The organism is Pseudomonas sp. GM60 (genome assembly GCF_000282415.1).
Taxonomy (GTDB): Bacteria; Pseudomonadota; Gammaproteobacteria; order Pseudomonadales; family Pseudomonadaceae; genus Aquipseudomonas; species Aquipseudomonas migulae.
Window position 1 is genome coordinate 1 of the sequence record NZ_AKJI01000136.1, and the last position, 8,445, is coordinate 8,445.

Sequence of the window (8,445 nt, forward strand, 5' to 3'; positions counted from 1 at the left end):
AGGGGCAAGAGCCCTTGGTTACTTGGGGCTTTTCCAAGTGACTCGCCGTAAGGGCGAAACCAATAGCCGCCAACACCGCAGAAACGGATATGTACCCCAACCCGCCGTTACCGCCGAACCGAAGCATCACAGTAAAGGTGGGCTTTGTCCGCGAAGGCGCCTAGCCTGTGACGACGACAATCGAGGTGTGCCATGCGTGTGCTGTTAGTGGAAGACGAGCCGGAGACCGCCAAACTCCTGGCCAACGGCCTGAGCGAAGCGAGTTACTCGGTGGATGTGGCGCTCAACGGCATGGACGGCCGTCGCTTCATCGAGACCGGTGAATACGAGCTGATCATTCTTGACGTCATGCTACCGGGGTTGAACGGCTGGCAGCTGCAGCAACAGATCCGCAAGCTCGGCGAGACGCCAGTGCTGTTTCTCACCACAAAGGATGGCATTGAAGATCGCCTGCGCGGGTTGGAGCTGCATGAGGACGATTATCTGCTCAAGCCGTTTGCCGTGAGCGAGCTGGTGGCGCGGGTGCGCAAGTTGGTGCGGCGGGATCGCGGACGCTGAAGCTTCTGCGGTGCCTGGGCAATCGCCTTCGCGAGCAGGCTCGCTCCCACAGGGGGGCTGCGTTGCCAGGAAATTTTTGTGTTCGCTGAAGATCCATTGTGGGAGCGAGCCTGCTCGCGATGAGGCCGGAACATTCAGCACACCTTTAGAATCCTGTCACCGCAACCCATCCCGAAACTGCCCCGGCGTCATCCCTGTCCAGCGCTTGAACGCGCGGCTGAAACTGCTCGTATCCGCAAACCCCAACAAATAACTGATCTCGCTCAACGAACATTGCGGGTCGCGCAGGTGCAGCAGCGCAAGGTTTTCACGGCTTTCATTGAGCAGCGTATCGAACCGGCAACCCTCATCTGCCAAATGCCGTTGCAGGCTGCGCAAGCTCAGGTGCAAGGCCTTGGCGATGTGTTCGGCGCTGGGCTCGCCCTCGGGCAGTTGCTCTTCAATGGCGTCGCGGACCTTGCGCTCCCAGGTCAGGGGTTTGAGCTGCGCCAGCGTGCGTTTGAGCACGGTTTCGTTGTGTTCGGCCAGTTCCGGGTTGGCGTCGTCCAAGTGGCTGTCGAAGTCCACCAACGCAAACTCCAGCCGGTCTTCGTCGGCCGAAAAGTGCACCGGTGAGCGGAAGACTTTGTGCCATTGATGCGCGTCGGCTGGTTCCGGGCGACGCAGGTACACCGCGAGCGGCGCGTAGTCGCGGCCCAGTCGGTTGCGGCAGGTGCGCACGTAAATCGCGGTGAAAGCGTCGATGGCTTCGAACGCTGGCGCCGGGTTGCCTGGCGGGATTTTCAGGCGGAAGCGATAGCGATCCTCGGTGCGGCTCAGTTCAAGATCCAGGGCATCGCTGACCACCTGGTGATAACGCACGATGCGCTCGAACACTTCGCGCAAACTGCCGCTGGCCACCAGCGCATAGCCGAGTGCGTGAAAGGTGGTCGGGCTGACGAAGCGCGACACCCGTAAGCCGATCGCCGGATCGCCGCTGACCTGCACCGCGATTTCCCACAGCCGCGTAGTGCCCGACAACGGGTAACGGGCGTTCGGGTCGTCCATCAATTGCGGATCGAGCCCCGCCTGATGGCACAGCGCGGTGCTGTCGAGGCCCAGCGCATCGAGTTGCTTGCGCAGGGCACGGGTCCAGCTGGCGAGGGAGGTCGGTTCAGTCATGCTGATTGGCGCTTCCGGTCAACAGGTTGGCGTCCAGGGCTACCGCCTTGTGAAGGTTCACACGGCAGGATGCGAACATCAATAACCAGAGGATGGAAGCATGGACGGTACTTCTGCAAGTCCCCAGCGACTGAATGCAGCTCAGCGATCTGCGCATATTCGCGAAGTGGTGCTGGCCAAAGGCGTCGAACTGCGTAAACGCTACCCGATTCTCAACCATCAGGACGCCTTGGGCGCGGGCATTCTGGCCTTTGCTTTGGCGGGAATGATCGGTTCGGCAGCGCTGTACATCAACGGATACATGGCCTGGTGGGCATGTCTGCTGCTCAACGCGTTCTTTGCGTCGCTGACCCACGAGTTGGAGCACGACCTGATTCATAGCATGTACTTCCGTAAACAACGCGTGCCGCACAACCTGATGATGGGCCTGGTGTGGCTGGCGCGGCCGAGCACGATCAACCCGTGGATTCGCCGGCATCTGCACCTCAATCACCACAAGGTGTCCGGCACTGAAGCCGACATGGAAGAGCGCGCGATCACCAATGGCGAGCCGTGGGGTTTTGCGCGGCTATTGATGGTCGGCGACAACGTGATGTCGGCGTTCATCCGCATGCTGCGGGCCAAGACCTGGACCCACAAGTTCAGCATCATCAAGCGTGCGTTGAAGGTCTATGCGCCGCTCGCGCTGGTGCATTGGGGCGCGTGGTACGTGTTTCTCGGCTTCCACGCTGCTAACGGCGTCGCCCATTTGCTGGGAGCACCGATTGAGTGGTCGGCGACCACGCTCTCGGTGATGCAGGTGATCGATATCGCGGCAGTGGTGATCTTCGGCCCGAACGTGCTGCGCACGTTTTGCCTGCACTTTGTCAGCTCGAACATGCATTACTACGGCGATGTGGAGCCGGGGAACGTGATCCAGCAAACCCAGGTACTGAACCCGTGGTGGATGTGGCCGTTGCAGGCGTTCTGCTTCAATTTCGGCAGCAGCCACGGGATCCATCACTTCGTGGTGAAGGAACCGTTTTACATCCGCCAGTTGACCGTGCCGGTAGCGCACAAAGTGATGCGTGAGATGGGCGTGCGGTTTAACGATTTCGGGACGTTCGGGCGGGCGAACCGGTTTGTGCGCAAGGAAGAAGTGCAGGGGCAAACGGTGGAGGGTGTGCGCGTCTGAGGGCCTCTTCGCTGGCAAGCCAGCTCCTACAGGGGGCTTGCTTGCCGGCGAAAGCGGTCGTTCTGTTCAAACCGCGACGCTGACATCCTGCTTATCCACCGCCACCAACGTCTCGATCATCGCCCGCGCAGCCGGTGACAACCGGAACCCCGTGCGGCTGACAATCCCGCATCGCACGCTCATGCTCTCGATGTGCGGCGGCAGGTTTCGCCAGTGCAGCAGCACCAGCGAACCGTCGGCGATGTCCTCGACAAACGCTTCCTCCGTGCCTACTCCGATGGCGTTCGATTGCAGCACGATCCTGGCCAGCGCCGGAAAATGCTCGGTCTCGATGGTTGGTGAAAAATCGATCCGGCCACTGAGGTTCGCCAGCAGTTTGCGAATACCCGGCGGGATCTGCGTGGTCGCCAACGGGTAATCGAACATGTCGTTGGTCGACAGGCTTTCCTTGGCCAGCAACGGATGCCCCGGACGGCAGAAAAACACACCGCGTTTGGGCGTCAGCGCTCGGGTCTGAAAGTTCGGATCCGCTTCGAAATGGCGGATGTCGGCGATGAAAAATTCGATCTCTTCACGGCTCAGGGCGCGGCTGAGTTTTTCCCAGTTATCCACCTGAAAACAGGTGCGTATTTTCGGGTGGGCGCTGATGAACTGCGCCACCGCATCCGGCACCAGTTTTACCGCCGGTGCCGGTCCGCAGCCGAGCCGCAGTTCACCGGCGTCGAGCTTGGTCATTTGCGTGACTTCGGCGTTGAGCAGTGCGGCGCCCTGTACCAGCGTCAGTGCATGTTGCAGCACCACCTGACCTTCCGGCGTGGGGCGCAAGTCCTTGTTGCCACGGTCCACCAGTGCACAGCCGAATTCCTGTTCAAGCCCTTGAATACTGCGACTGAATGCCGGCTGAGTGATGCCCATGGCGTCGGCTGCCCGTACGAAACTTCGGTGTTCGGTGAGGGCAATGAAGTAACGCAGCTGACGAAGGTCCATAGGTTTTTCCCGGCATCCTGAAACGACCTCGATGGCATGTGCGACGAGCGTGGTTGAGGTTTTTTAAAGGTAATCGCTTATTCCGTCAACGAAGCAATCAAATAATTATTAGATGATAAAAGAATATCAATAGAGCGTTGTCCCTGCCGCCCGATTGCCGGCGCCAAGGCCTCGTGGCCGTGAAAATGGTCCCCAAATCATGCCTTTGGTGAATATTTTCGATGCCTTAAAGGCATGTGATTTCCGCCTGTTGCCCGCAGCCCTTGCCGGGCAAGGCCTGGAGCCGATGGGTGGTCTTTTATATTCGTTTTTGGTCTATGCATAACTTTAAAGATTACTTTCTGAGATAAGCGTCTGCCTCAATGATTCACCCATCGATACGTCGTCGGGGGATGTCTGGCACGACGTTTCGGTTATCCGCAAAGAGACCGCAGGGAGTTAAGCAATGGGCAATGTCCAGACCGCCGCCAGCGCACACGAGGTGCTGTGGCGCCAGGCGCCGGGTGGCGAGTTGGTCGACCTCGGCCGGGTGCACCGAGTGCCCTTGGGGCAGCTGCGTTTGCAGCGTGCGCCCAAGGGCATTCTGAGTCGCCGGGAAACGATTCTGCTCGGTGTGCTGGCGCTGCTGGTGCATGGCGCAGTCATCTATTGGGTCAATCAGCAGCCGACCAAGGCATTGCCGATCGTGCCGCCGGAAATTCCGCCGATGACGATTGAATTCTCGCGTCCGGCGCCGCCCGTGGTCGAGCCGCCGCCACCGCAGCCGGTGCAACCCGTGGTCGAGCCACCGCCGCCGGTGGAAGACGAGCTGGCCGTGAAGCCGCCGCCACCGAAACCGATTCCCAAACCAAAACCGGTCGCCAAGCCCGTACCGAAACCGGTGCAAAAAGTCGCCCCGCAACCGCCTGCGCCGCCACAACCGGCAGCCCCTGTCGCGGCCCCGGCGCCACCTGCACCACCGGCGCCCGCGCCGGTGACGCCTGCCTCGGCCAATGCCGCGTACCTGAAAAACCCGGCGCCGGAATACCCGTCGCAAGCCGTGCGTCGCGGTTGGGAAGGCACGGTGTTATTGCGGGTGCATGTGTTGGCCAACGGCAAGCCTGGCGAGATTCAGATCCAGAAAGGCAGTGGTCGCGATTCCCTCGATGAGGCGGCGATCAATGCCGTGAAACGTTGGAGTTTCGTGCCGGCCAAGCAGGGTGAGGTCGCCCAGGACGGCTGGGTCAGCGTGCCCATCGATTTCAAGCTTCATTAAACCGCAACCAAATTCGCGCGAAACGTTTACACGAGGAACTCATCATGACGTTACTGGCATCTCCACTTGAATCCATCGAAAGCGCGGTGATCTGGCTGCTGGTGGTTTTTTCCGTTGCCACTTGGGGCCTGGCGTTGCTCAAAGGCGTGCAGTTCGGCCGTCTCAAGGTACAGGACCGAAAGTTTCATAAGCAGTTCTGGGCGGCGTCGAGCCTTGATTCGGCGGCGGAGTTGGCCGAGACCCAGCCGGGCGCGGCGGCCCGAGTGGCCCAGGCCGGCTACGCGGCAATACAGGTAGGGGAGGCGCCACAAGCGGTGGATTTGAGCCAGGCGATCAACCATCAGGATCGTCTTGAGCGTGCTTTGCGTCAGCAGATCGTGCGTGAGCGCCGCTCGCTGGAAACAGGTTTGGCGGTGGTCGCAAGTATTGGCAGTACGTCACCGTTCATTGGTTTGTTCGGCACTGTGTGGGGAATCATGGAGGCGTTGAAAGGAATCAGCGCAGCGGGCTCCGCCAGCCTGGAAACCGTGGCCGGGCCGATTGGCGCGGCGCTGGTGGCAACGGGTGTGGGGATCGCCGTCGCGGTACCGGCGGTGCTGGTTTACAACTACTTTTTGCGTCGTCTGAAACTGACGGCGGCGGACCTGGATGACTTCGCCCATGACTTCTACAGCCTGGCGCAGAAGAGTTCGTTCCGTGTGCTGATTCATCCGACGGCGCATAAAACCGCCGCATCGGGCAGCGCGCAGAAAGTGAAGGAGGCGTCCTGAGATGGCTTTCTCCACGCAAGACAGCGATGAGGTGCTGAGCGAGATCAACGTGACACCGCTGGTGGATGTGATGCTGGTGCTGCTGGTGGTGTTCATCGTCACCGCGCCGCTGCTGACCAACGCGATCCCGATCAACCTGCCCAAGACCGAGGCCGTGGCGCCGGTGGAGCAGAAGGACCCGCTGGTCGTGAGCATCGACGGTGCCGGAAAACTGTTTATCAACAAGGACGAGATTCAGCCGGACTTGCTGGAGTTCAACCTCAAGTCGGCGAAGGCCAAGGATCCCGAAGTGCGTGTGCAATTGCAGGCGGACGACGGGGTGAATTACGGCGAAGTGGCGCGAGCCATGGCGTCGATTGAGCGGGCAGGGATTACCAAGTTGTCGGTGATTACCGCACGCTAACCGATTTTCGATTTTCCGGGGCCGTCTCCTTGGCAGGGTGCGGCCCCTTTTTTATGCCTCGAGAAAACCCGTGACCTTGTAGGAGCCGGCTTGCCGGCGATGGCGTTCGTCCAGTCAGTGGAAATGTTGTCTGACACACCGCCATCGCCAGCAAGCTGGCTCCTACAGGTTGTGTGTGTTTCTTATATTCTTTATGGGTCTTAATAAATAGCTTCTTATTCCTTAACGAATATAACTCTCCTCCCTATACTCGATCAGGAACAGACACGCAGCAGGAGATTTCCCCCATGCGCAACGAATCAATTCGCTATCTGATTGTGCCGGGCTGGCAAGGATCGCCAGATGATCATTGGCAAAGCCACTGGCAGAACAGCTTGCCGAACAGCGCGCGGGTGGAGCAGGCCGATTGGCTGACGCCCCGTCGTGAAGACTGGGTGGCGGCATTGGCCGAGGCGATTGCCGCTGACAGCACGCCGGTGATTTTGATTGCCCATAGCCTGGGTTGCATCACGGTCGCGCATTGGGCGGCTACTGCCCCGCTGAATTTTTTGCGCCAGGTGCGGGGTGCCTTGCTGGTTGCACCGGCAGACGTCGAGCGCCCGGCCTGCGCGCCAGCCTTGCGCAACTTCGCGCCGATTCCGACGAGCCTTTTGCCGTTCCCGAGCCAGGTGGTCAGCTCCGACAACGACGCCGCTGTCAGCGCACCGCGTGCGCTGGAACTGGCACGTAACTGGGGCGCCGAGGCAGGAATACTGTCGGGTGCCGGACACATCAACGTGAAGTCCGGTCATCAGCGCTGGGAGCAGGGTTTTGCTTATCTGTATCGCCTGCAAAACCGCATGGAACATCACGCCCTGCGCCGCGCTTGAACCTTTTCTTTTTTTAACATCGCCCCCCGTCTCCCGGCGGTTTTGGGCGGGAGTCTGCCATGAGTTTTGAAGCCTTCGGTCAGCCGCTGCTGACCTTTCCTGACGCAGAAAAAAGTCCGCTGAGCATCCGCGCCAAGGCGCTGGTGTTCGTCGATCCGCGCTCGCGTCAATTGCGCGCCGAGCTGGAGCAACTGGCCCCGCGTTCGATCTCCGTGTTGATCCGTGGCGAAACCGGTAGTGGTAAAGAACTGCTGGCGCGGCACATCCATCGCGCCAGTGATCGTGGCGGGCTGTTCGTGTCGGTCAATTGCGGCGCAATCAGCCCGACCTACGCCGACGCCGAATTGTTCGGTTATGCCGCTGGCAGTTACACCGGTTCGGCGAGCAGTCGTGCTGGCTGGTTCGGTTCGGCCAATGGCGGCACGCTGTACCTGGATGAAATCGGCGACTTGCCGCTGCCGATCCAGATCAAGTTGCTCGCCGCACTGGAAAACCACGAAGTCACCCGCGTCGGCGCGCATCAACCGAGCCCGGTGGACGTGCGTCTCGTGGCCGCGACCAGCATTGATCTGGCGCAAGCCGTGGCCGCCGGGAAATTCCATGAGCGGCTTTATCACTACCTCAGCGAAGGTCAGCTGGAACTGCCGGCGTTGCGTGAGCGGGTGGGCGATATCCTGTCGTTGTCCGAATACTTCCTGGGCATCTACAGCCAGCGCCTGGACCTGCCGGTGCCGCTGATCAGCGAAGCTGCGCAGCAGTTGCTGGAACAGCACAGCTGGCCGGGCAACACCCGGGAGCTGGAAAACGTCATCCACTTTGCATTGCTGGTCAGCACTGGCGACGAGATCCTGCCCGAACATTTGAACCTGCCCGAAGCACCAGCGCCGCTGGCGCAGATCGAGCAGCAGCTTCGGCATATCCTCACCAAAGGCACTGCCACGGAACAAGCCGCCCTCAAACAACTCCTCAAAAACACCGCACTCTTGTAGGAGCCGGCTTGCTGGTGATCCAGACAACGCGGTGTATCAGGCCGGACGCCTTCGCGGGCAAGCCTCGCTCCTACAGATCGAGAACACACCGAGCTCTTGTAGGAGCGAAGCTTGCTCGCGAACCAGACGACACGGATTTTCTGGAAGGACGCCTTCGCGGGCAAGCCTCGCTCCTACAGATCGCGAACACACCGAGCTCTTGTAGGAGCCAGCTTGCTGGCGATCCAGGCAACGCGGTGTACCAGTAAAGACGCCATCGCCGGCAAGCCAGCTCCTACA

9 protein-coding genes are annotated in these 8,445 nt (G+C 60.4%); 7 read left to right on the forward strand and 2 right to left on the reverse strand.

The window, feature by feature from the left end; translation table 11 throughout:
• The first annotated feature begins 192 nt into the window (after positions 1-192).
• On the forward strand, positions 193-558 hold the full coding sequence (locus tag PMI32_RS02945; protein ID WP_008034388.1) for a response regulator: 366 nt from the start codon (positions 193-195) through the stop codon (positions 556-558).
• Between the two features lie 156 nt (positions 559-714).
• Here the strand turns inward: PMI32_RS02945 and PMI32_RS02940 are convergent, their stop codons facing one another.
• A complete protein-coding gene (locus tag PMI32_RS02940; protein ID WP_008034389.1) occupies positions 715-1,719 on the reverse strand; it encodes an AraC family transcriptional regulator in 1,005 nt (334 codons plus the stop codon).
• Between the two features lie 100 nt (positions 1,720-1,819).
• Here PMI32_RS02940 and PMI32_RS02935 point away from each other — a divergent pair, with 100 nt between their 5' ends.
• Positions 1,820-2,893, forward strand: a complete 1,074-nt coding sequence (locus PMI32_RS02935; protein ID WP_008034391.1) for a fatty acid desaturase — start codon at positions 1,820-1,822, stop codon at positions 2,891-2,893.
• 66 nt (positions 2,894-2,959) lie between these two features.
• On the opposite strand, the gene PMI32_RS02930 is transcribed toward PMI32_RS02935, so the two are convergent.
• Complete coding sequence (locus PMI32_RS02930; protein ID WP_008034394.1) at positions 2,960-3,880, reverse strand: LysR family transcriptional regulator; 921 nt, start codon at positions 3,878-3,880, stop codon at positions 2,960-2,962.
• Positions 3,881-4,325: 445 nt separating this feature from the next.
• On the opposite strand from PMI32_RS02930, the gene PMI32_RS02925 reads away from it, so the two are divergent.
• From PMI32_RS02925 to PMI32_RS02905, 5 genes are all read left to right on the forward strand, one after another.
• Positions 4,326-5,135: an energy transducer TonB gene (locus PMI32_RS02925; RefSeq protein ID WP_008034397.1), complete on the forward strand. Its 810-nt coding sequence runs from the start codon at positions 4,326-4,328 to the stop codon at positions 5,133-5,135.
• Positions 5,136-5,179: 44 nt separating this feature from the next.
• Complete coding sequence (locus tag PMI32_RS02920; protein WP_008034399.1) at positions 5,180-5,905, forward strand: MotA/TolQ/ExbB proton channel family protein; 726 nt, start codon at positions 5,180-5,182, stop codon at positions 5,903-5,905.
• 1 nt (position 5,906) lies between these two features.
• The gene (locus PMI32_RS02915; protein ID WP_003220570.1) at positions 5,907-6,308 is read left to right on the forward strand and encodes an ExbD/TolR family protein; all 402 of its coding nucleotides are present in this window, start codon (positions 5,907-5,909) and stop codon (positions 6,306-6,308) included.
• 287 nt (positions 6,309-6,595) lie between these two features.
• Entirely contained in the window at positions 6,596-7,177 is a 582-nt protein-coding gene (locus tag PMI32_RS02910) for an alpha/beta hydrolase (RefSeq protein WP_008034402.1), read from the forward strand.
• A 59-nt stretch (positions 7,178-7,236) separates the two neighbouring features.
• Entirely contained in the window at positions 7,237-8,166 is a 930-nt protein-coding gene (locus tag PMI32_RS02905) for a sigma 54-interacting transcriptional regulator (RefSeq protein WP_008034403.1), read from the forward strand.
• Positions 8,167-8,445 lie beyond the last annotated feature (279 nt).

Coding starts and splice junctions, on each gene's coding strand:
- PMI32_RS02945 (WP_008034388.1), top strand. CDS start 193: ATGCGTGTGCTGTTAGTGGAAGACGAGCCGGAGACCGCCAAACTCCTG.
- PMI32_RS02940 (WP_008034389.1), bottom strand. CDS start 1,719: ATGACTGAACCGACCTCCCTCGCCAGCTGGACCCGTGCCCTGCGCAAG.
- PMI32_RS02935 (WP_008034391.1), top strand. CDS start 1,820: ATGGACGGTACTTCTGCAAGTCCCCAGCGACTGAATGCAGCTCAGCGA.
- PMI32_RS02930 (WP_008034394.1), bottom strand. CDS start 3,880: ATGGACCTTCGTCAGCTGCGTTACTTCATTGCCCTCACCGAACACCGA.
- PMI32_RS02925 (WP_008034397.1), top strand. CDS start 4,326: ATGGGCAATGTCCAGACCGCCGCCAGCGCACACGAGGTGCTGTGGCGC.
- PMI32_RS02920 (WP_008034399.1), top strand. CDS start 5,180: ATGACGTTACTGGCATCTCCACTTGAATCCATCGAAAGCGCGGTGATC.
- PMI32_RS02915 (WP_003220570.1), top strand. CDS start 5,907: ATGGCTTTCTCCACGCAAGACAGCGATGAGGTGCTGAGCGAGATCAAC.
- PMI32_RS02910 (WP_008034402.1), top strand. CDS start 6,596: ATGCGCAACGAATCAATTCGCTATCTGATTGTGCCGGGCTGGCAAGGA.
- PMI32_RS02905 (WP_008034403.1), top strand. CDS start 7,237: ATGAGTTTTGAAGCCTTCGGTCAGCCGCTGCTGACCTTTCCTGACGCA.